Genomic DNA, 21,424 nt, shown 5'->3' on the forward strand with positions numbered 1-21,424 from the left:
ACGCCGGGGCCTGCGGTCTATTGACGCACCAGGAATTTGATATCGCTGGGGGAATCGAACGGCAGTTTCTGCACGGTCTTGCCCAGGAAACCGGTCTTGGCGTCGCGCTCGATCACCACGATCTCGTTGCTTTTCTGGTTGCCGATCAGCACATAGCGGTTGCTCGGGTCGAGGCTGAACTCCCGTGGGTGATCGCCTTCCACCGAACGCCGCTGGATTTCCTTGAGCTGGCCATTGGCCGGGTCGATGGCAAACACCAGCAACTGGTTGGCGGTGCCCCGGTTGCTGACATACAGGTACTGGCCGTCCTTGGAAGCATGCAAGGCCGCGGCGGCCTTTTTCTCCTTGGAGCCGTTGGCCGCCAGGTCGAGCATCTGACGCTGAGTCAGCTTGCCGTCCTGGTAGTCGAACACCGCCAGTTGAGCGCTCATTTCCATGGTCAGGTAGGCATGCTTGCCATCGGCGCTGAACAGCAGGTGCCGCGGGCCGCTGCCCGGCGGCAGCTGGACGAAGGCCGGGTCGGCCGGGCTCAGCGGGTGTTCCGCATTGGCCTTGGGGTCATAGCGATAGACGAAGATCTTGTCCGCACCCAGGTCGTTGGCGAACAGGAACTTGCCGTCCGGGGACGGCACCGACGAATGCACGTGGGCCGATTGTTGGCGCTCGGGGTCGACCCGGCTGGCCGGATGACTGGTGAGCTGCACCACCGGCGACAGATGACCGTCATCGCTGACCGGCACCACCGCCAGGCTGCCGCCCGGATCCACATCCACCGAATAGTTGCTGACGAACAGGTAGTTGCCGTCGGCACTCAGGCTGGAATGGGTGGGCTCGTTACCCTGGCTCTGCACCTGGTTGATCAGGCTCAGTTGATGGGTTTTCGGCGCAAGGCTGTAGCTGCTGACACGACCGATGGGGTCGGCCTGCCCCGGGCTGTTCTCATTCACCGCGAAGACGAACTTGAGGTCCTTGGACAAGGTCAGCCAGGACGGGTTGGAGCTCTTCACCACCTGCAGCGGCTTGGGGTCGATCTGCCCGGTGCGCTCATTGAATTGCAGGCGGTACAGACCCTGGCTCTGGCCCTGGGTATAGGACCCCACCAGCAGCTCATGGGTTTCGGTGGCCGGCGCGGCCTGGACCGCCATGGCACCGACACTGCCGGCCATCAGCAGGGGCCAGAAATTACGCATCTTCATGTTCACCTTCCTCTTCGTCGCGGGCACTGAACGCGCTCATGCACACCAGGCGGTGCTCACCGGAGTCGCCTGCCAGGGTCCAGCTCTGCAAGTCCTGGTCGAAGGTCGCGGCCTGGACCTGGGCCAGGGTAAAGCTCCAGCGCTTGGCCGCGCGGCCGTCCATGCACTCGATCAGCAGGCGCTGCTCGTCGAGGGTGAAATCGAAAGCGTGCAGGCCGTCGATTTCCAGCATGTCGCAGGCTTCAAGGGCGCAGAGCAAGGTGTCGGTAGCAGCGGTCATAGCGATCAGTCATCAGATGGAAAGGCGCAATGATAGCTGATTGGCGCTGCCGGGTTGGGCCAGCATTGCGCCGCGCAAGCGACTGCCCCGGACACATCCTCCGACAGGCACTGCCGGGGCCGCCCGGTTCTTCAGCACCACCCGCTTTCCCCTCGGAACACCAGGCATGAAAAAGCCGCACCCGAGGGTGCGGCTGAGTACTCATGCAACGGGATCAGTGGGCGAACAGCGAGTTGCCCTTCTGCCCCGCCAGCTTCTCCGGATTGATCAGGAACCGCGCCAGGGCCGGCAGCAGCCACAGGGCACCGAACATGTTCCACAGCAGCATGAAGGTCAGCATCAGGCCCATGTCGGCCTGGAACTTGATGACCGAGAAGATCCAGGTGCACACGCCGATGGCCAGGCACAGGCCGGTGAACAGCACGGCCTTGCCGGTGGAGCGCAGGGTCTGGTAGTAGGCCTCCTGCAGCGGCAGGCCGGCCCGCAGGAAGCTCTCCAGGCGGCTGTAGATATAGATGCCGTAGTCCACGCCGATGCCCACCCCCAGCGCCACCACCGGCAGGGTCGCCACCTTGACCCCGATGCCCATGAAGGCCATCAGCGCGTTGCCCAGCACCGACGTCAGCACCAGTGGCAGGACGATGCACAGGGTCGCCGCCCAGGAGCGGAAGGTGATCATGCACATGCCGGCCACGCAGATGTAGACCAGGATCAGGATGGTCAGCTCGGACTCCTTGATCACCTCGTTGGTCGCGGCCTCGATCCCGGCGTTGCCGGCAGCGAGAATGAACTCCAGGCCGTCCTTGTTGTGCTGCGTGGCGAACTCCTGCACCGCATGTACCGCACGGTCCAGGGTCGCGGCCTTGTGGTCGTTGAGGAACACCAGCACCGGCGCCAGGGAGCAGTTGTTGTTGTACAGACCGTCGGCCCGGGCAATGGAGTTGTTCAGTACGTCAGGGTTGCGCGACAGGGTTTCCCACTTCAGGTTGCCCTCGTTCATGCCCTTGATCATCTGCTTGGAGACGGTCACCAGGGAAATCGCCGACTGCACGCCCTCGGTGTTCTGCATCTTCCACATCAATTCGTCGATGGGCGCCATGGCCTCATAGCGCGAGCAGCCTTCGGCCGCGGTCTTGACCATCACCACCAGCACGTCGGAGCTGGTGGAGTAATTGCTGATGATGAAGTTGTTGTCCTTGTTGTAGCGCGAGTCGGGACGCAGCTCCGGCGCGCCCTGGTCGAGGTCGCCGATCTTCAGGTTCTGGCTGTACCAGAGGCCGCCGGCAAAGGCCACCAGGGCCAGGGCGATGGAAATCGGCGCGACTTTGGGGCTGGCGAAGTTAGACAGCAGGCGCCAGAACGGATGCTCGCGGGAAGCGTCCTTCTTGCTGCGCTCGATGGCGCGCTTGCTGATGCCGACGTAGGAAATCGCCACCGGCAGCAGGATCAGGTTGGTGAACACGATCACCGCCACACCGATGGAGGCACCGATGGCCAGCTCGCGGATCACCCCGATATCGATGATCAGCAAGGTGATGAAGCCCACGGCGTCGGCGAGGATCGCGATCATACCCGGCAGGAACAGTTGGCGGAAGGTACGCCGCGCCGCGGTCAGGGCATTGTCGGCATCACTGGACTGCAAGGCGATGCCGTTGATCTTCTGCACCCCGTGGGAAATGCCGATGGCGAAGATCAGGAACGGCACCAGCATCGAATACGGGTCCAGGCCGAAGCCGAAGGCGTGCATCAGGCCCAGTTGCCAGACCACCGCCACCAGGGTGGTGATCAACACCGCGATGGTGCTGCGGATGCACCAGGTGAACCAGTACAGCAGCACCAGGGTGATGATGAAGGCCACGCCGAAGAACATCACCACCATGATCAGGCCGTCGATCAGGTCGCCGACCTTCTTGGCGAAGCCGACGATGTGGATCTTCACATTGGGGTTCTGCGCCTCGAATTTGTCGCGGATCTTCTCTTCCAGCTGGTGGGAGAATTTCTGGTAGTCCAGGGCCAGCAGCTTGCCCTGGTCCTGCGGGTCCGGGTAGGACTCCAGCAGCGGGATATCGACGATGCTGGACTTGAAGTCGTTGGCCACCAGGCGCCCGACCTGGCCGGACTTGAGCACGTTGTTGCGCAGCTGTTCGAGGCTGTCGGCCGAACCGTTGTAGCTCTGGGGAATCACCTCGCCGCCGGCGAAGCCCTCTTCGGTCACTTCGGTCCAGCGCACGCTGGGGCTCCACAGCGACTTGAGCCCGGAGCGATCGACACCGGAGATGTAGAACACCTCGTCGTTGATCTGCCGCAGGGTTTCCATGTAGTCCTTGGTGAAGATGTCGCCGTCGCGGGCCTCCACCGAGATGCGCACGGTGTTGCCCAGGTTCGCCAGGTCGTTGCGGTGCTCCATCATCCGCTCGATGAACGGGTGCTTGAGCGGGATCATCTTCTCGAAGCTGGTGGACGGCCGGATCAGGGTCGCCTGCCAGAACAGGAAAGCGCTGACCAGCAAGCAGATGAAGATCACTGCCGGGCGGTTATTGAAAATCAGGCGCTCAAGAAAGTTCGCCTTGTCCTGGTGATGACTGCTCATGGAATTCCCCACCTTCTTATTATGTGCCCGGCTTATTGGCCGAGTTCAGCGCCCGTTGCTGCAGAAACCCGTACACCGCCCTGCCCGGCCAGGATCAGGTCGCCGTTGCCGGCAGCGGTGACCGCCGACAGCGAGATGCGGTCCGCACGGTTGAATACGCTGAAGGTCTGGCCGTGGTCGGTGCTGCGGATCACGCTGCCGCCGTTGCCGACGATCACCAGCGTGCCATCGTCCAGCAGGGTCGCCCCCGACAGGCCGAACTCCAGGGCGCCACGGGCGGCGTTCAACTCCACCTGTTCCCAGGTGCTGCCGAAATCCGTGGAGCGGTAGAGATTGCCGCGCAGGCCATAGACCAGCAGAGTGGCCGGCTGGCCGGTGCCGATCACGCCGAACAACGAGCCTTCATAAGGGCCTTCGAGGCGCTCCCAGGTCTGCCCGTCATCGGCGGAGCGGAACATGCTGCCCTGCTCGCCGACAATGAACAGCCCGGAATCCTTGACCTGGGCAATGGCGTTGAGGTGGAACTGGTCCTCGTTGTCGAGGCGGTCGCTGACGTCCTCCCAATGCTGGCCGCCATCGCTGGTTTCCAGCAGGGCCCCGTAGGCGCCCACGGCGTAGCCGGTCTGGGTGTCCTTGAACCATACATCGAGCAAGGGTGCCTCGCGCTTGAGGTCCTGGAACTGCCGGGTCCAGGTGGCACCGCCGTCGCTGCTGGCCAGGACCTGGGCATCGTGGCCCACCGCCCAGCCGCGCTTGTCATCGACGAAGTACACCGCCGTCAGCAGTTGCCGGGTCGGCACCTTGGCCTGGACCCAGGTCTGGCCCTGATCGTCGGAATAGAGAATGTGCCCGCGATCGCCCACCGCCACCAGGCGCTTGCCGGCGTGGACCACATCGAGCATCAGGCTTTTCGCCGCCTTGGGCGATTCGATGGAATAGACAGAATCCGCTGCAGTGGCAGCGGCCAGGACCGGTGTCGACAGCGTCACGACACCCAACAGCGAGAGCGCTGTAGCCAACAGTGCGAACGTGCGCAGCGCCGGCGGGCGGCCAACAACCACACCCATGACAGGCTCACTCATAGACCATTCCCCCATTATTATTGTCAGGTCATTCAACCTCTCAGGGCGCCTTGAGGGGGCTGCGCAGGCCTGGGCGATCATGACGATCGTCCTGGAAACTGCAATCTAGAGCCCCTTCGGCTGCGGGCTATCCTATCGGGCTTTGGAAAGGTCTGACAATCGACGCCACGTTATCTTTTGTTAACCATCAGCCCCTGCCGAAACCCTGCATGATCGGCCATTCGCAAGACTGATGGATGTGTCTAGGCCGCGTCTGCGCGACAGTGGGACAAAGCCTGATCCAGGACAGGGGCCGACACTCTCCGGCCGGGGCTATGATGAGCCGGACAGACTTCAGGACAGAGCCATGATTGCCATACGCGAGGCGTGGAAAGCCGGATTGCTGGGACGTGCGCACTGGGGCCGCAACCTGGTGTCCGGGGTGATTGTCGCAGTGGTGGCGCTGCCCCTGGCCATGGCCTTCGCCATCGCCTCCGGGGTCAAGCCCGAACAGGGCATCTACACCGCCATCGTCGGCGGCCTGCTGGTGTCGCTGTTCGGCGGCAGCCGGGTGCAGATCGCCGGGCCCACCGGGGCCTTTATCGTGATCCTTGCCGGGGTCACCGCCCAATACGGGGTCGGCGGCCTGCAACTGGCGACCCTGATGGCCGGGTTGATCCTGTTCCTGCTGGGCATCAGCCGCCTGGGCGCCCTGATCAAGTTCATCCCGGACCCGGTGATCCTGGGCTTCACCGCCGGTATCGGGGTAATCATCTGGGTCAGCCAGTGGAAGGATTTCTTCGGCCTGCCCGCGGTCGGCGGCGAGCACTTTCATCAGAAACTCTGGCACCTGCTGCAAGCCCTGCCCCAACTGCACCTGACCACCACCCTGCTGGCCCTGCTGAGCCTGGCGCTGCTGCTATGGGTGCCGCGCATCCCCCAGCTCAAGCGTTTGCCGGCCCCCCTGCTGGCCATGACCCTGGCCACGGCCTTGCAGTCGCTGTTCCAGTTCCAGGGCGTGGCCACCATTGGCAGTGCCTTCGGTGGCATTCCCCAGGGCTTGCCGGCGTTGCAGTTTCCAGAGGTCAGCCTGCCGCAGGTCCTGGACCTGATCGGCCCGGCCTTCGCCATCGCCATGCTCGGGGCCATCGAATCGTTGCTGTCGGCGGTGGTGGCCGATGGCATGGCTGGCACCCGCCATGACTCCAACCAGGAACTGATGGGCCAGGGCATCGCCAACCTGGTCACCCCGCTGTTCGGCGGTTTCGCCGCCACCGGCGCCATTGCCCGTACCGCCACCAATATCCGCAACGGCGGCAGCAGCCCGCTGGCGGGTATCGTCCATGCCCTGGTGCTGCTGCTGATCATCCTGTTCCTGGCGCCGCTGGCAGCGAACATTCCGCTGTGCGCCCTGGCGGCGATCCTGTTCGTGGTGGCCTACAACATGAGCGAGCTGCACCACTTCAAGCGCATGCTGCAACGGGCCCCCCGTGCCGATGTGGCGATCCTGCTGTGCACCTTTGTGCTGACCGTGTTCAGCGACCTGGTGATCGCGGTGAACATCGGCGTGGTCCTGGCCATGCTGCATTTTCTGCGGCGCATGGCCTCCTCGGTGGAAGTGCAACAAGTGGTGGAACAGGATCTGCAGCAGGAACTGCACCGCAGTGGCCAGCAGCACCTGCCACCGGGCGTGCTGATCTACACCATCGAAGGGCCGTTGTTCTTTGGCGCCGCGGAGACCTTCGAACGGGCCCTGGCCCAGACCCACAGCGACCCGCAGGTGCTGATCATCCGCCTCAAGCATGTGCCGTTCATGGACATTACCGGGCTGCAGACCCTGGAAGAAGTGATAGGCCAGCTGCACAAGCGCGCGATTGTGGTGAAGCTGTGCGAAGCCAACCTCAAGGTGCACGGCAAGCTGGAGCGGGTCGGCATCCTGCACGCCATCGGCGCGCAGAACTATCACCGCGACTTGAGCGAAGCGCTACAGAGCCAAATCCCCCCTGCCTCCCCACCACCGCTCGCGTAGGAGCTGGCTTGCCAGCGAAGGCAATGCCGAGGGCCGTACAAGCCTTGAGGGCCTCTTCGCCGGCAAGCCGGCTCCTACGGGGGGGTATGCGGTGGCTTGGGTCCGTAGGAGCTGGCTTGCCAGCGAAGGCGATGCCGGGGGCGATACAAGCCTCAGGCGAGGCTTTTGCTCACCACCTCGAACACATCGCTGGACAGCTCGCCGGAGGCGCGGATGCGCTCCAGTTCGCCTTTCATCAGTGCCTGGCGGGCACTGTCGTATTTGCGCCAGCGGGTCAGCGGCGCCAGTTGCCGCGAGGCAATCTGCGGGTTGAAGCCGTTGAGCTGGATCACCAGGTCCGCCAGGAAGCGATAGCCCGAACCATCGGCGGCGTGGAAGTTGATCAGGTTCTGCCCGGCAAACGCCCCCACCAGCGCCCGCACCTTGTTCGGGTTCTTGATGTTGAACGCCGGGTGCTGCATCAGTGCCTTGACCCGCTCCAGGCCACCGGGCAACGGGCTGCCGGCCTGCACGCTGAACCACTGGTCCATGACCAGGGCGTTGTCCTTGAAGTTCTCGGCGAATACTTCTAGGGCCTTGGCCTTCTCGGCCTCGAACGGCGAGTTGACCAGCACTGCCAGGGCGGTCAGGCGCTCGGTCATGTTGTCGGCGCTGTCGAACTGTTCGATGGCCGCAGCCAGTACCTCGGGCTTGTGGGTCAGCATCAGGTACGACAGGGCGATGTTCTGCAGCGCGCGACGGGCAAAATGCTCGGACTCGGCCACATAGGCGGTGGCCTTGGACACCTGCCGATTGGCCTGATAGCGCTTCCACAGGGCATCGAACAGACTGTCAGCCAGTTGCTGACGGGCAAACTCGCGAGCCGCGTGGATCGCCTCGACATCCGCCACTTCGCTGATCTCGGTGAGGTAGGCCTCGCCCGGCAGGGACAGCATTTCGGCGACCATGGCCTGATCCAGGCTGTCATCGGCGAGCACAGTGCCCAGGGCAGCCACCAGACGTTCGTCCATCACCAGCGCCCGGCCCTGTTGGTGCTGGGCGATCAGTTCCTGCAACACCTGCACCGACAATTGCTGGCCGGCGTCCCAGCGGTTGAAACCGTCGCTGTCGTGCTGCATGAGGAACATCAGCTGGTCACGGTTGTAGGGGAAGCTCAGCTTCACCGGAGCCGAGAACCCCCGCAGCAGCGAGGGCAGCGGATGTTCGGCGATGTCGACGAAGGTAAAGGTCTGCTCCGCCTCGGTCACCGACAACACGCGGGACGAGCCCTGGGCGGCGGCTTCACCCGCCAGGCGCAAGGCCATGTCGGCACCGGTGCTATCGAGCAGGCCCAGGGCCACCGGAATCACGAACGGCAGTTTCTCGACCTTGTCCGGGGTTTGCGGGCAGCTCTGGCGGAAGGTCAGGCTGTAGGTTTTCGCCGCTGCGTCGTAGGTCTCGCTGACCGCCAGCCGCGGCGTACCGGCCTGGCTGTACCAGCGCTTGAACTGGGTCAGATCGACGCCGTTGGCGTCTTCCATGGCCTTGACGAAGTCGTCGCAGGTCACGGCCTGGCCGTCATGGCGCTCAAAGTACAGGTCGCTGCCCTTGCGGAAGCCTTCGGCGCCGAGCAAGGTGTGGATCATGCCGACAACTTCCGAACCCTTTTCGTACACGGTCAGGGTGTAGAAGTTGGAGATCTCGATAAAGCTTTCCGGACGCACGGCGTGGGCCATGGGGCCGGCGTCTTCGGCGAACTGGTGGGTCCGCAGGTACGCCACGTCCTGGATGCGCTTGACCGTGGCCGAGTTCATGTCCGCGGAGAAACCGGCGTCGCGGAACACTGTGAAACCTTCCTTGAGCGACAGCTGGAACCAGTCGCGGCAGGTCACCCGGTTGCCCGACCAGTTATGGAAGTATTCGTGGGCAACGATGGCCTCGACCCGCTGGTGCGCGGCGTCGGTGGCGGTTTCGGCACGGGCCAGCACGGCGCTGGAGTTGAAGATGTTCAGGCCCTTGTTTTCCATGGCGCCCATGTTGAAGTCGTTGACCGCGACGATCATGAAGATGTCCAGGTCGTACTCGCGGCCATAGGTCTCTTCGTCCCAGCGCATGGACTTCTTGAGGCTGTTCATCGCGTGCTGGCACTTGTCGATGTTTTCCGGCTCGACATAGATGCGCAGCGCCACGTCGCGACCGCTCTGGGTGCGGAAGCTGTCTTCCACGCACCACAGGTCACCGGCCACCAGGGCGAACAGGTAGGCTGGTTTCATGAACGGGTCTTCCCAGGTCGCCCAGTGCCGGCCGTCTTCTCCCGGGCCGCTGGCGATCGGGTTGCCGTTGGACAGCAGCACCGGGTAGCTGTGCTGCTCGGCGACCACGGTGGTGGTGAACTTGCTCATCACGTCCGGGCGGTCGAGGTAATAGGTGATCTTGCGAAAGCCCTCGGCCTCGCACTGGGTGCAGAACATGCCACTGGACTTGTACAGGCCTTCCAGGGCGGTGTTGCTTTCCGGGTGGATCTTCACGCTGGTGTCCAGGGTGAAGCTGGCGCTGGTCGGGTGCAGGGTCAGGTGGCTGTCGTCCAGCTGGTAGTCGCTGGCACTCAGCGGCTGATCGGCGAGGCTCACCGACAGCAGTTCCAGCTGCTGGCCGTCCAGCACCAGGGGCGGCAGGCCGGCGCCCCGGGCCGGGTTGCGACGCATCACCAGCTGCGCATGGACCAGGCTGTGGTCCTCGAACAACTCGAAGGTCAGGTGGGTCTCGTCGATCAGGTACTCGGGGGCCTGATAGTCCTTCAGGTAGATCATCTTCGGTTGGTCGGTGCGCATGGCGAATTCCTTCTACTGATGCACGGCGAGCTGGTACGCCGTGTATTTGCGAATGTTGATCACGCCGGTGTCGAAGATCAGGTACTGGCCCTTGATCCCCAGCAACGTACCTTCGGCGATCGGATTCTTGTCCAGGTTGAAGCTGACGATCTTGGTCGGGTACTCCACGACCGGATAGCGGATTTCCAGAGGCTCGATGTCGGTCACCGGCTGGATCGCCTGCAGGCCGAAACGCTCCTGCAGGGCCAACAGGCCCTCGGCGCAGGCGGCGAACAGCTGCTCGCGCACTGCCACCAGGTCCACCGCCTGGGCATCACCCTTGAGCAAGGCGCGCCAGTTGGTCTTGTCGGCCACCTGGGAACGGAACAGGTCTTCGACGAAGCCCGATTGCTGGCGGGTCGCCACGCGCATGATCGGCAGCGCCTGGCTGGCGCCCTGGTCGAGCCAGCGGGTCGGCAGTTGGGTGGCGCGGGTGATGCCGACCTTGATCCCCGACGAGTTGGCCAGGTAGACCACGTGGTCGGTCATGCAGAACTGCTCGCCCCATGACGGATCGCGGCAAGTACCGGCGTCGTAGTGGCAGCGTTCCGGGCTCATGATGCAGATATCGCACTGGGCCAGCTTGGTCATGCACGGGTAGCAGTAGCCCTGGCTGAAGCTGGTCTTGGTCTTGCGCCCGCAATGGCTGCAATGGATCGCACCCAGGTATTCCAGGCGCACTGTGGTGCCGATCAAGGGGTTGACCGGTACCTCGCTGTCGCCCAGGCGAAAAGCGTATTCAACGTTCGACCCGTCAAGGCGCGCCGACATTTTACTGATGGAACCGCGGCCAATCTCGATCAATGGATGGCATCCGACTTGAACAGGATGTTCGGCACCGGCGCCGACTTCGAGGCGCATTCCTGCGGGCCCATGTAGCCGGTACGTTGATCCTCGGGCAGATTCTGCATTTCCCAGGCGATCATCGCCTGCAGGGACAGTTCACGCTGTTCGGCGGTGAGCTTGCGGCCATCGGACCATTTGCCGATCTCTACCGCCAGTTTCAGGCTCTGGTAGATCTCGGGGGTGATGTTTTCGATCATTTCAACAAAGGACGACATACAAGACTCCAGCGTTTAAAGGGCCCGTCGGCGGCTGTACAAGCCGCCCAACAGGCCGGTGAGGCATCCGATAAGCAACCCGCCAACGTGGGCGGCGTTGGCGATTTCACCGAAACCGATCATAGAGACCAGCCCGGACAGGCACAGCAGCAGCCACACCAGCATCATCACCAGAACGCCCCGGGGCAGGCGGTAGATGGGGTTGGGGGCCAGCAATTGGTAGATCCAGCAATGCCCGAGCAGGCCGTAGAGCACCCCGGACAGGCCGCCGAACAGGGTCGGCCCGCTGAAGTAGTACTGCGCGTAATTCGACACCAGGCTGAACAGCAGGGTCAGGCCCAGCAGGTTGATGCCGCCCTGGCGCATTTCGATGCGCCGCCCCAGCTCCCAGTACCACATGCCGTTCATGGCGATATGCAGGAAGCCGAAGTGGATCAGCATCGGCGTCACCAGGCGCCACCACTGCCCCGCTGCCAGGCTGTCGGCCAGGGAGCTGAACTGGATGTAGTCGCCAACCACGCGGAACTCGAGGAAGGTGAACCAGCTCAGGGTCTGCAGGTTGTCGCCGAGCAAGGTGATACCGCATACCGCCAGGCTCAAGAGCAGGATCAGCGCGGTGACCGGGCTGCTGCGCAGTTGCTGGACGAAGCCGGGGCGCGCCGGGGCACTGGCCTGGGGAATGTCCAGTTGCTGATCGGGGTCGCCCTGGGGAAAGCGCTGGTACAGGCCACGCACGTCCTCGCTGATGGATTCCGGCACCCAGAGCACCTGCTCCCCCGCCTCCTCGCTGACCCGGTGAGGCACCTGCATGCGTTGCAGCAGCTTGACGAAGCCGCTCAGGTCCGTCGCCAGGGGCAGGCGCAATACCGCTACCGCACTCATCGCACTACCTCGGGCCGTTCAACGTCGACCCAGACAAATTTATTCGGATCCAGGCGGGTTTCCTGGTCCAGCCGATACGCGGCGAGCTTGCCGTAGAGCACCGCGCTGTAGTCCAGGCACGCCAGGTTGGGACGGATCGGCGCCGGCTTGCCGCTGCGCCAGTAGTGCCCGACGAACAGCATCGGCTCCTCGGCGCCATAACGCAGCAGGCTGTTCTTCTCGGCCGGGGACAACGGCGTGCGGGCCACAGGCTCGGGCAAGGCGTCGGGCTGGAACACGATGTCGCCGTAGGTCTGCGGGTCGTCTTCCCAGAACTTGGTACGGAAGAAGGCGCGGGTCAGGCCGTCGCCGCTGGTCATGGTCAGGCCATGGGGCAGGCGCATGTCGGTGCCCCGCAGCAAACGGTCGAAGGCGGTACAGGCAAAGCTGTCGGGAACGGCCGCGGACTGCAGGAACTCGCGGTCGATGCAGCCGTTGGGGTACTGCTGGCGCAGCGGCGCGATCAGGCCCGCATCCCAGCAGGCGTGCACCACGCGAAAGCGCCCGGCGTCGACGAACAGCGGCAACTCATAGAACCACTGCAGGAAATCGTGCCAGTCACCCGGGTGCTGTTCGAACTGGGTCAGGGTCTCGTGGATCAGCCGGGCATGGCGCGGGGTGTGCTCGCGCACGAACTGCTTGCCGCTGCCTTCGGCCGCCGGAGTGCTCCAGCCCAGGGCATTGAACTCGTGGTTGCCCATGATGCACAGGGCCTGACCGGCCTCGACCATGTCGTGGACGATGTGCAGGGACTCACGGATACGCGGGCCGCGGTCGATGATATCGCCGAGGAACACCGCCATGCGCGACGGGTGCCGCCAGACGCCGGCCTGCTTGTGATAACCGAGCCGATCCAGCAAGTGCTCCAGGGTCAGGGCGCAACCGTGCACGTCACCGATCAGGTCGTAGCTACGCGCGGGATCGAGCATCAGTCGCCTCCACCGCCCAGCCGGCTGCCCCAGCCGAGTTTGGTCCGGCAGACCTCGTAGTAGTTGTGGTCCAGCGGGTGGATCAGGCGCAGTTTCTGCGCCTTCTTGCTGACCGTGATGGTGTCGCCCGGGGCACAGGTGAAATGGTTCTGCCCGTCACAGGAAACTTGCGGATAGATCTGCATATCTTTGGACACGACGATTTTCAGCTCGCTGTTGCCATCGACCACGATCGGTCTTCCCGACAAGGTATGGGGGTACATCGGCACAATCACAATGGCATCCAGCTTGGGATGCATGATCGGCCCGCCGGCGGACAGGGCGTAGGCCGTGGAACCGGTGGGCGTGGCGACGATCAGGCCGTCGGCCTTCTGGCTGCAGACGAACTGGCCGTCGATGTAGATCTCGAACTCGATCATCCGCGTCGACTTGCCCGGGTGCAGCACCACATCGTTCAGCGCATCGCCCTGGCCGATGGCCTCGGCATGGCGGCGCACCTCGGCCTGCAGCAGGAAGCGGTTCTCTACCAGGTAGTGGCCGTCCAGCACCTCGGCGACCTTGACCTCCAGCTCGTCGGGGCGGATGTCAGTGAGAAAGCCCAGGCTGCCGCGGTTGATCCCCAGCACCGGGATGTTGTGCCGCGCCAGGGCCCGGGCGGCGCCCAGCAGGCTGCCGTCGCCACCGACCACGATGACCATGTCGCAGACCTCGCCCAGCAACTTGCGCGAGGAAGTCTGCAGGCCGTGGCCGGGCAGCACTTCGGCGATGGTGTCCTCAAGGATCACGTGCAGGTGCCGCGCCAGCAGAAACTTTTTCAGTCGGCGAACTGTGTCCAGCACCTGGGAACTGCCCAGGCGACCGATAATGCCGATATTGCGAAATTGCTCCATGGGGCTCCTGCGGGGTTCGGGTACGGGCGAAACGGAGGATTATGGGCGAAACCCGGCGTTAGACAAAATCCTTTCAGCCACACGGGCTTAGCCAGCCCTGCCGCAACTGCGAGTGGCACGCATTTATCGCGATCGGCCCGGGTTTGCGTCTATGCTCGCAAGATGCTCCTGTTCCCTGATCTGCTCGGCCTTCCCCGCCAGTTGCGTCAACCTGAAGTCCGCGACCTCGCCTGGGTCATCCTCGCGCCGCCGATGCTCAGCCACACGCCCTGGCCACAGCGCCACCCGCTCGCCGGCAGCGACTGGGTCCAGGCGCCGCAACTGCTGGCCCACTGGCTGCGCTGCCAGGACCTGGACAGCCGCGCCCTGCGCCAGTGGCTGGCCGAGGGCCCGACCCGGCGCCTGGGCCTGTATTACGAACGCCTCTGGCAATTTGCCGTCCGCCACGCCCCCGGGGTCGAGCTGCTGGCGGCCAACCTGCCAATCCGCCGCGGCGGCCACACCCTGGGCGAACTGGACATGCTGCTGCGCGACCGTGACGGCGTGCACCACCTGGAACTGGCGATCAAGCTGTACCTGGGCCCCCAGGCCGGCAATGGCCAGGACAGCGCCCAATGGCTGGGCCCCGGCTGCCATGACCGCCTGGACCGCAAGCTGGCGCACCTGGATGGGCACCAACTGCCGATTTCCGCCCGGGACGAAAGCCGCGAAGCCCTGGCGGCACTGGATATCCACCAGTTCAGCGCGCACCTGTGGCTGGGGGGCTACCTGCTGTACCCCTGGCCGGGTCGCGCCGAACCGCCCCAGGGCGCCCACCCGCAACACCTGTGCGGGCGCTGGCTGCATCAGCGCGACTGGCCGGCATTTTTCGCCCAGAGCGCCCCGGGGCGCTGGCAGCCCCTGCCCCGCCACGCCTGGCTGGCGCCGGCCCACTACCCGGCCGAGCAGGCCTGGACCGCCACGCAACTGCAGCAATGGCTGGCGGAACTTGCCCCTCAGGCCCCGGCGCAGTTGCTGGTACGCCTGGAGCAAACCCCTGAAGGCGGCTGGGAAGAAGCCGAACGCCTGTTCCTGGTGGCCGATCTCTGGCCCCACGTCCCCCCGCAGCCCTCCTGACAATCTGCCGCAGGAGCGGACTTGCCGGCGAAGACGCCCCTATGCGGCAAGCCGGCGCCTACATCAGAGACAGGCGCAGCGCCAGGGCCGCCAGGGTCGCCAGCAACACCGGCAGCGTCAGCACGATGCCGACCCGGAAGTAGTACCCCCAGCCAATATGAATACCCTTGCGCTCCAGTACATGCAGCCAGAGCAGGGTCGCCAGGCTGCCGATGGGGGTGATCTTCGGCCCCAGGTCGCTGCCGATGACGTTGGCGTAGATCATCGCGTCCTTGACCACACCCGTGGCCTGGCTGGCATCGATGGACAAGGCGCCGATCAGCACTGTCGGCAGATTGTTCATCAGCGATGACAAGCCCGCCGTGAGCAACCCGGTGCCCAGGGCCGCGCCCCAGATCCCGCCGCCGGCAAAGGCATCCAGCCAGCCGGCCAGGTACGCCGTGAGCCCGGCATTGCGCAGGCCGTACACCACCAGGTACATGCCCAGGGAAAAAATCACGATCTGCCAGGGCGCTTCCCTGAGCACCTTGCGCGTGGAGATCCGGTGCCCGCGGGCGGCAATCGCCAGCAGCAGCGCCGCGCACACCGCGGAAATAGCGCTGATGGGAATGCCCAGCGGCTCCAGGGCAAAACAGCCCAGCAGCAGGATCAGCAACACCCACCAGCCGGCCATGAAGGTCGCCCGGTCATGGATGGCGCTGGCGGGCTCGGCCAGTTGCCGGGGGTCGTAATCCAGCGGGATATCGCGGCGGAAGAACCACAGCAGCACCACCAGGGTGGCGGCCACGCTCACCAGGTTGACCGGCAGCATCACCAGCGCATAACGGTTGAAGCCAATCTTGAAGAAGTCCGCGGAGACGATGTTCACCAGGTTCGAAACCACCAGCGGCAGGCTCGCGGTGTCGGCAATGAACCCCGCGCCCATGACGAAGGCCAGGGTCGTGGCCGGTGAAAAGCGCAAGGCCAGGAGCATGGAAATGACGATGGGGGTCAGGATCAGCGCGGCGCCGTCATTGGCGAACAGCGCCGAGACCAGCGCCCCCAGCAATACCATGAAGGCAAACAGCCGCCTGCCCCGCCCTCGCCCCCAGCGCGCCACATGCAGCGCGGCCCAGGCAAAGAACCCGGCCTCGTCCAGCAGCAGGCTGATGATGATCAGCGCGACAAAGGTACCGGTGGCATTCCAGATGATCTGCCAGACCACCGGGATATCCGCCCATTGCACCACCCCGAACAACAGCGCCAGGGCCGCCCCGAACACGGCGCTCCAGCCAACGCCCAGGCCCTTGGGCTGCCAGATCACCAAGGTAATGGTCAGCAGGAAAATCGATACGGCAATCAACATGAGAGTGGGTCTTGAGTATGCAGGAGCCGGCTTGCCGGCGAAGGTGCCCCACGGGACTCAAGGGCCTCTTCGCCGGCAAGCCGCCTCCTGCGACAGCAGGGAATGATGGTGGGGAATCAGGCCTTGCGTTGCTGCTCGACCCACTGCCCGTAGGCGTTGATGAAGCCCTGCAGGAACGGCCGGGTTGCTTCGGACAGTTTGCCGGCCTCGTCGAATGCCGAGCCGGCGCCACCCAGGTAGGCCTCGGGCTGCTGCATGCAGGGCACATTGAGGAACACCAGGGACTGGCGCAGGTGGTGGTTGGCGCCAAAACCGCCAATGGCCCCCGGAGAAACGCTGATCACCGCCCCCGGCTTGCCGCTCCAGGCACTTTTACCGTAGGGCCGCGAGCCGACGTCGATGGCATTTTTCAGCGCCGCCGGTACCGAGCGGTTGTATTCCGGGGTAACGAACAGCACCGCGTCGGCGCCGCTGATCTGTTCGCGAAAACGGGTGTAGGCCGCCGGTGGCGTGGCATCGATGTCTTCGTTGTAGAGCGGCAGGTCACCGATCTCGACGATGTCCAGCTGGAGGCTGGCAGGCGCCAGCTCGGCCAGGGCCAGGGCGACCTTGCGGTTCAGGGACTGTTTTCTCAGGCTGCCGACCAGTACTGCGACCTTGTAGACATTGCTCATGGGAGTTTCCAACCGTTGGCGTAAAGAAGGTGTTAGTTATAGATGACCCGAGGTGATATCTGCTACCCCACCCCGATAATTCCCAAGCCATGGCCTGTTGCCAGCGAGCCCGCGATAAAGGGGCTGGCACCGGTAGCGGATTATTTTTTTCCCGGGGTAAAACTTCCCCTGGGGACACCGGGTCTACACCACCGAATTTGCGTGTTTTATCTCCAGAGGCTCTAAAGAATGGCAGCAGTACTTGTCGGACAATTCCATGCAAGAGATGCCGAGGGACGGGTGTACTCAGTGCACGAATTCCAGGAATCCATGCCCCCGGAGGACGGCGCGGCCGGATCGGAGCCCGTGACCACCTACCGCCTGGCCATCGGCGACCGGGTCAAGAAACTCGATGACAACCAGTTCCTGCTGGTGCAGTCGGATGTAACCATCGTGCGCGAGCCCGAGACCTATGTAGCTCAGTGATTCTTCGCGAGCATCATCGCCAGCTGTTGTGTCGCCACACTTGGGTTAGGATTCGTTGCTTGACCCCTCGACGGCTGGAGATGGACTTCAAGCATGCGTTTACGTCATATCGAAGTGATTCAGGCGCTCCTGCAAACCGCTCACCTGGGCACTGCCGCCGAACTGCTGCAACTTTCGGTGGCCGAGGTCGAGGCCCTGCTGCGCGACGCCGAGAGCCAATTGGGCTTCATGCTGTTCGCCAGTGTTCGCGGCCGTTTGCAGGCCACCCGTGAAGCCCGGGAGCTGCAGGGAGCCATCACCCGGGTGTATGACGCTTTCGAGCCCGTGCAGCGCCTGGCCGACAGCCTGAGGTTCCACCAGGCGCCACCGCTGCGCCTCGTCGGCACCCCGCCGCTGGTTCAGCAACTGCTACCCCAGTGCATCGCCGCCCTGCGCCGGCGCTTCGCCGACACCCCTTGCAGCCTGCTCGGCCAAAGCACCCGGGACATGGTCCGCAGCCTGCTGCTGCGTGACTGCGATCTGGGCCTGAGCCTGCACGACCCGCAGCACCCGGACATCCACAGCCAGGCCCTGGCCCAGGGCAAGCTGTTTCTCCTGGCGCCCCACGGCTGGCTGCAACCCAAGCAGAAATACGTCGCCCTGCAGGATCTGGCCGGCCAGGCGATGGTCGGCCTGGAGGGCCAGGACCCGCTGAGCGTGATGCTTGCCAGCAAATTGCAGAACCTGCGCCCCAGCCCGGTGATCCAGACCCGGGTGCAGACCTATCAGATGATGCGCAGCCTGGTGGAAGCTGGCGAAGGTCTGGCCATCGTCGACCCCTTCACCGCCGTCGGCGCCCGCAGCGCCGGGCTCGATGTGTGCCCGCTGTCGCCCCCCATCAGCGTCACGCTGTACGCCTTGCGGCGCCACGGCAGCGACAGCTCGCCGCTGACCACTGCCCTGCTGGAGCTGCTCACGGAACAGGCCGAGGCCCTGCTGGCAGGTTAAAGCGCCGGCCCCTCCAGCTCATTGGCGAACAGCCGGTACCAGAAGATCGCCACCTCGGCGGTCTGCGGGTCGATACCGCGGTAACGCAGGTGGTCCACGCCCCCTACCACATAGCCGCATTGCTCGTAGAGGCGGCAGGCCCCCAGGTTGTTGTTCTGGGTTTCCAGCATCATCCCCGGCAGTTTTTTCCTGCGGCTCCAGAACTGCGCCACATCCAGCAGCGCCCTGGCTACCCCGTGGCGCCGCGCCGGCGCATGCACCGCCAGCTCATCGATATGGGCGTAACCGTTCCAGTTGGTGCTGACCACCACATGGCCCACCGGCTGGTCGTCCAGATAGGCCATGAAGATCTCGCTGTCCGCGGCATTGCGGTAGCTGCTGAACTCCTCCGGGTCGATGCCATAGCATTTGCGATAGGGCACGATCCGTCGCAGGGCCCAGTCCGCCACCGGCACTTCGCGTTCGGCCACGGCATAGGCGCTGACCTCGAAGCTGAAGTCGCTGCCCCAGATATAAGCGGCAAAGCCCTCATCGGCGACTCGCACCGCCAGGCCCGGATAACGGGGATTCACAACAGGTTGCATGGCCGGGAAACTCCTCATGCCTTGATGCAATCGACGGTGTACTGGCGCCCGTCGCCCAGATCGTCATGCTGCAGCCCGTGCACATCGGCGACAAACCCCGGGAAGCTGCTGTCAAAGGCCCGGGCGAAGGCCAGGTAATCGATGATCGAACGGGTGGAATCGGTGAAACGCTCGCCCGGCATGATCAGCGGAATGCCCGGCGGATAGGGCACCAGCATCACCGCAGCGATACGCCCCTGCAACTGATCGATGGAAACCGCCTCGACCTCGCCCCGCACCAGATGGTCATAGGCATCGGCAGGCTTCATGGCCACCTCCGGCAGCACCGTGTACATGCGCTTGAGGTGCTTGGCCGTGGCGTTGCTGCGGTAGCAGGCGTGCAACTGGTCGCACAGGTCCTGCAGGCCCATGCCCTGGTAGCGCTGCGGGTCCTGCCCGGCCACGCTGGGCAGGCAGCTGGCCAGGCTGACATTGGCGTCGTAGTTGCGCTTGAACTCCAGCAGTTCGGTGAGCAGCGTGCTCCACTTGCCCTTGGTGATGCCCATGGAGAACAGCACCAGGAACGAATAGAGCCCGGTCTTTTCCACCACCAGCCCGCGCTCCCAGAGAAACTTGCTGACCACCGCCGCCGGGATCCCGTGCTCGCTCAGGGCGCCGCCCGCGGTCAGGCCGGGCATGACCAGGGTCACCTTGATCGGGTCCAGCAGCACATAGTCATCGGTGACCCCGGCAAAACCGTGCCACTCGCCTTCAGGTTCCAGCAGCCAGTCCTCGGTGCGCACCTGGTCGATGCCCTCGACCCGCTCCGGTTGCCACACCGAGAACCACCAGTCATCGGCGGCGATGTTCTGCCGCAGGTTGGCCAGGGCCCGGCGAAAGCTAAGGGCCTCGTCGAACATTTCCTGCAGCAGCGAGCGCCCTGCCGGCCCTTCCATCATCGCCGAAGCCACGTCCAGCGAGGCGATGATGCTGTACTGCGGCGAGGTGGAGATATGCATCATGAAGGCTTCGTTGAAGCGGTCGCGGTCCAGTTGCCGGGCGCCGCCATCCTGCACGTGAATCATCGAGGCCTGGCTGAAGGCCGCCAGCAGCTTGTGGGTGGAATGGGTGGTGAACACCAGCGGGCTGTCGGCGCTGCGGGACGTGCCCATGCCGTAGCGCCCGGCGAAGAACTCATGAAAGGCCGCATAGGCGTACCAGGCTTCGTCGAAGTGCAGCACCTCGACACTGTTGCCCAGGCTCTGCTTGATCAGCTCGGCGTTGTAGCACAGGCCGTCATAAGTGGAGTTGGTGACCACCGCCAGCTTGACCCTGGGCGGCCGGCCGCGGGTCAGCGGGCTGGCATCGATCTTGGCCTGGATCGACTCGGCGCTGAACTCGCTCAGGGGAATCGGCCCGATGATCCCCAGTTCGTTGCGCTCCGGGCACAGGTACAGGGGAATGGCCCCGGTCATGATGATCGAGTGCAGCACCGACTTGTGGCAGTTGCGGTCCACCAGCACCAGGTCATCGCGACCGACCATGGAATGCCAGACGATCTTGTTGGCGGTGGAGGTGCCATTGATCACGAAAAAGGTGTGATCGGCGCGGAAGTTGCGCGCGGCACGGGCCTCGGCTTCCGCCAGCGGGCCGGTGTGATCCAGCAGCGACCCCAGCTCCGGGACCGACACCGACAGGTCCGAACGCAAGGTGTTCTCGCCAAAGAACTGGTGAAACGCCTGCCCCACCGGGCTCTTGCGATAGGCCACGCCACCGCCGTGCCCCGGGGTGTGCCAGGAATAGTTGGAGTCGGCGGTGTGCTGTACCAGGGCCTTGAAGAACGGTGGCAGCAAGCCATCCAGGTAGCCCCGCGCGGCCCGGGCCACTTGCCGGGCCAGGAACGGCACCGTGTCCTCGAACAGGTAGAGAATGCCCCGCAGCTGGTTGAGTTCGCTCATGGCGTCGGCGGGGGCGTTTTCCAGGGTCACCTGCTCGCCCAGGGCAAAGATCGGCAGCAGCGGCGCACGTACCCGCGCCAGGCGGATCAGTTCCACCATGTTCTGCAACAGGTGCTTGTTTTCCCCGGCCCCTTCGGCGGCGATCAACATGCAGGCCAGGCCGTGATGGGTCGAAGCCACCAGCCGCCCTTCGACATAGTCCACCGCAGAAAAGATGCTGAACCCGTCCTTTTCCAGTTCCCGGGCGATCCCCCTGACCCGGTCCCCCGCGACCGTATCGGCCTTGATGTCGCGATGCACGATCAGGATCGGAAACTGCAGGTCTTTATACATGGGGCTCAGTGTCCTGAAACGGCGGGCAGGCCCCGCCAATCAACTCAGGGTAGAAGCTGCGCGCGCTTCGTGTCACCCCAGGCATGGGCTGGGTGTAACAAAACGTCGCTCTGGAACAATTGCCGGTCCATTCCCAGCCACGCCCCAACCACGCCTGTAGCCGCTGCTGAGCCTGCG

Annotated in this window: 18 protein-coding genes; 4 read left to right on the forward strand and 14 right to left on the reverse strand. The window is 64.3% G+C overall.

Features of this window, described 5'->3' with window-relative positions; genetic code table 11:
* Window positions 1-17 precede the first annotated feature (17 nt).
* From AC07R1_RS06110 to AC07R1_RS06125, 4 genes are all read right to left on the reverse strand, one after another.
* Window positions 18-1,196, reverse strand: a complete 1,179-nt coding sequence (locus AC07R1_RS06110) for a lactonase family protein (RefSeq protein ID WP_019094608.1) — start codon at window positions 1,194-1,196, stop codon at window positions 18-20.
* The gene (locus tag AC07R1_RS06115; protein ID WP_015635805.1) at window positions 1,183-1,476 is read right to left on the reverse strand and encodes a DUF5629 family protein; all 294 of its coding nucleotides are present in this window, start codon (window positions 1,474-1,476) and stop codon (window positions 1,183-1,185) included. The genes AC07R1_RS06110 and AC07R1_RS06115 overlap by 14 nt, the downstream gene beginning before the upstream one ends.
* Before the next feature lie 214 nt (window positions 1,477-1,690).
* Entirely contained in the window at window positions 1,691-4,066 is a 2,376-nt protein-coding gene (locus AC07R1_RS06120; RefSeq protein WP_495110269.1) for an efflux RND transporter permease subunit, read from the reverse strand.
* A 32-nt stretch (window positions 4,067-4,098) separates the two neighbouring features.
* On the reverse strand, window positions 4,099-5,148 hold the full coding sequence (locus AC07R1_RS06125; protein WP_065364170.1) for a WD40/YVTN/BNR-like repeat-containing protein: 1,050 nt from the start codon (window positions 5,146-5,148) through the stop codon (window positions 4,099-4,101).
* Window positions 5,149-5,494: 346 nt separating this feature from the next.
* Between AC07R1_RS06125 and AC07R1_RS06130 the strand changes: the two genes are divergently transcribed.
* Complete coding sequence (locus AC07R1_RS06130) at window positions 5,495-7,156, forward strand: SulP family inorganic anion transporter (RefSeq protein ID WP_207239261.1); 1,662 nt, start codon at window positions 5,495-5,497, stop codon at window positions 7,154-7,156.
* 152 nt (window positions 7,157-7,308) lie between these two features.
* Here AC07R1_RS06130 and pepN read toward each other — a convergent pair whose 3' ends face one another.
* From pepN to AC07R1_RS06160, 6 genes are read right to left on the reverse strand one after another with little or no spacing between them, the layout of a single operon-like run.
* Window positions 7,309-9,966 carry an aminopeptidase N gene (gene pepN, locus AC07R1_RS06135; RefSeq protein WP_495110270.1) on the reverse strand — a complete coding sequence of 886 codons (2,658 nt, stop codon included), beginning with the start codon at window positions 9,964-9,966 and terminating at the stop codon, window positions 7,309-7,311.
* A 12-nt stretch (window positions 9,967-9,978) separates the two neighbouring features.
* Entirely contained in the window at window positions 9,979-10,809 is an 831-nt protein-coding gene (locus tag AC07R1_RS06140; protein ID WP_019092921.1) for a DUF2797 domain-containing protein, read from the reverse strand.
* Window positions 10,806-11,066, reverse strand: a complete 261-nt coding sequence (locus AC07R1_RS06145) for a YeaC family protein (RefSeq protein WP_011061566.1) — start codon at window positions 11,064-11,066, stop codon at window positions 10,806-10,808. The genes AC07R1_RS06140 and AC07R1_RS06145 overlap by 4 nt, the downstream gene beginning before the upstream one ends.
* 15 nt (window positions 11,067-11,081) lie before the next feature.
* Complete coding sequence (locus tag AC07R1_RS06150) at window positions 11,082-11,948, reverse strand: rhomboid family intramembrane serine protease (protein WP_041118467.1); 867 nt, start codon at window positions 11,946-11,948, stop codon at window positions 11,082-11,084.
* On the reverse strand, window positions 11,945-12,919 hold the full coding sequence (locus AC07R1_RS06155) for a metallophosphoesterase (RefSeq protein ID WP_169891843.1): 975 nt from the start codon (window positions 12,917-12,919) through the stop codon (window positions 11,945-11,947). The genes AC07R1_RS06150 and AC07R1_RS06155 overlap by 4 nt, the downstream gene beginning before the upstream one ends.
* Entirely contained in the window at window positions 12,916-13,806 is an 891-nt protein-coding gene (locus tag AC07R1_RS06160; RefSeq protein WP_007920913.1) for an NAD(+) kinase, read from the reverse strand. Before AC07R1_RS06160 ends, AC07R1_RS06155 begins: the two co-directional genes overlap by 4 nt.
* A 162-nt stretch (window positions 13,807-13,968) precedes the next feature.
* Between AC07R1_RS06160 and AC07R1_RS06165 the strand changes: the two genes are divergently transcribed.
* Complete coding sequence (locus AC07R1_RS06165; protein WP_015635810.1) at window positions 13,969-14,922, forward strand: DUF1853 family protein; 954 nt, start codon at window positions 13,969-13,971, stop codon at window positions 14,920-14,922.
* Window positions 14,923-14,980: 58 nt separating this feature from the next.
* Here AC07R1_RS06165 and AC07R1_RS06170 read toward each other — a convergent pair whose 3' ends face one another.
* Together AC07R1_RS06170 and AC07R1_RS06175 are read right to left on the reverse strand one after the other, a co-directional pair.
* Window positions 14,981-16,267 (reverse strand): arsenic transporter, encoded by a 1,287-nt coding sequence (locus tag AC07R1_RS06170; protein WP_072441676.1) that lies wholly within the window; start codon window positions 16,265-16,267, stop codon window positions 14,981-14,983.
* A 116-nt stretch (window positions 16,268-16,383) separates the two neighbouring features.
* Complete coding sequence (locus AC07R1_RS06175; RefSeq protein ID WP_011061571.1) at window positions 16,384-16,941, reverse strand: NADPH-dependent FMN reductase; 558 nt, start codon at window positions 16,939-16,941, stop codon at window positions 16,384-16,386.
* Between the two features lie 228 nt (window positions 16,942-17,169).
* Here AC07R1_RS06175 and AC07R1_RS06180 point away from each other — a divergent pair, with 228 nt between their 5' ends.
* Entirely contained in the window at window positions 17,170-17,406 is a 237-nt protein-coding gene (locus AC07R1_RS06180; protein WP_011061572.1) for a hypothetical protein, read from the forward strand.
* Between the two features lie 93 nt (window positions 17,407-17,499).
* A complete protein-coding gene (locus AC07R1_RS06185) occupies window positions 17,500-18,393 on the forward strand; it encodes a LysR family transcriptional regulator (RefSeq protein ID WP_495110271.1) in 894 nt (297 codons plus the stop codon).
* On the opposite strand, the gene AC07R1_RS06190 is transcribed toward AC07R1_RS06185, so the two are convergent.
* Both AC07R1_RS06190 and AC07R1_RS06195 read right to left on the reverse strand, forming a co-directional pair.
* Entirely contained in the window at window positions 18,390-18,977 is a 588-nt protein-coding gene (locus AC07R1_RS06190) for a GNAT family N-acetyltransferase (RefSeq protein WP_015635812.1), read from the reverse strand. The genes AC07R1_RS06185 and AC07R1_RS06190 overlap by 4 nt on opposite strands.
* A gap of 14 nt (window positions 18,978-18,991) precedes the next feature.
* Window positions 18,992-21,247: an Orn/Lys/Arg family decarboxylase gene (locus AC07R1_RS06195; protein ID WP_495110272.1), complete on the reverse strand. Its 2,256-nt coding sequence runs from the start codon at window positions 21,245-21,247 to the stop codon at window positions 18,992-18,994.
* Window positions 21,248-21,424 lie beyond the last annotated feature (177 nt).

Source organism: Pseudomonas sp. GW821-FHT07F01 (assembly GCF_059418825.1).